Below are 685 nucleotides of genomic sequence, written 5' to 3'. Positions count from 1 at the left end.
AGCTCGTGGCCGGACTCGCGGATCGTGACGGCGAGGTCGGCGACGACGGTGTTTGCGGCGTCCTCGACGACCGCACCCAGGTCGTCCGCATGTGGCGGTCCATCGGCCTCACGTGCCTGCAGGTCGCGGACGGTGACTTCTGAGATGAGCGCCAACCTCACCATGACCGACCTGTTCTGCGGCGCCGGCGGCAGTTCGACGGGCGCCGTGAGCGTCCCCGGGATCAGCGTCCGGCTCGCCGCGAACCACTGGGACCTCGCGATCGAGACGCACAACGCGAACCACCCGGACACTGACCACCTGCAGGCCGACATCTCGCAGACCGACCCGCGGTACGTCCCGGGCACGGACATCCTGTGGGCGTCGCCGGAGTGCACCAATCACTCACGCGCGAAGGGCCGGAAGCGGATCTACCAGGCCGACCTCTTCGGCGACAACCTCCCCGACGCCGCAGCCGAGCGCTCGCGGGCGACGATGTGGGACGTCGTCCGGTTCACGGAGGTCCACCAGTACCGGGCGATCCTCGTCGAGAACGTCGTCGAGGTCGTCGACTGGGCACCCGACGGCGCACCCGCCGGCGTCCTGTTCGACGCGTGGCTGTCGACGATGCTCGCGATGGGGTACGCGCACCGCATCATCTCGATGAACTCGATGCACGCGCAGGCTCACGGCCTCCCCGCTCCCC

The 685-nt window shown here is 69.5% G+C and carries 1 protein-coding gene; it reads left to right on the top strand.

All coding sequences use genetic code 11. The features are described from left to right. Positions 1 to 144 precede the first annotated feature (144 nt). Positions 145 to 685 (top strand): DNA cytosine methyltransferase (locus J7523_RS20445; RefSeq protein WP_291890639.1); only part of this gene is annotated, 541 nt, incomplete at its 3' end.

The organism is Cellulomonas sp., from assembly GCF_017744555.1.
Classification (GTDB): domain Bacteria; phylum Actinomycetota; class Actinomycetes; order Actinomycetales; family Cellulomonadaceae; genus Cellulomonas.
This window is presented reverse-complemented; position numbering and strand designations above follow the sequence as displayed.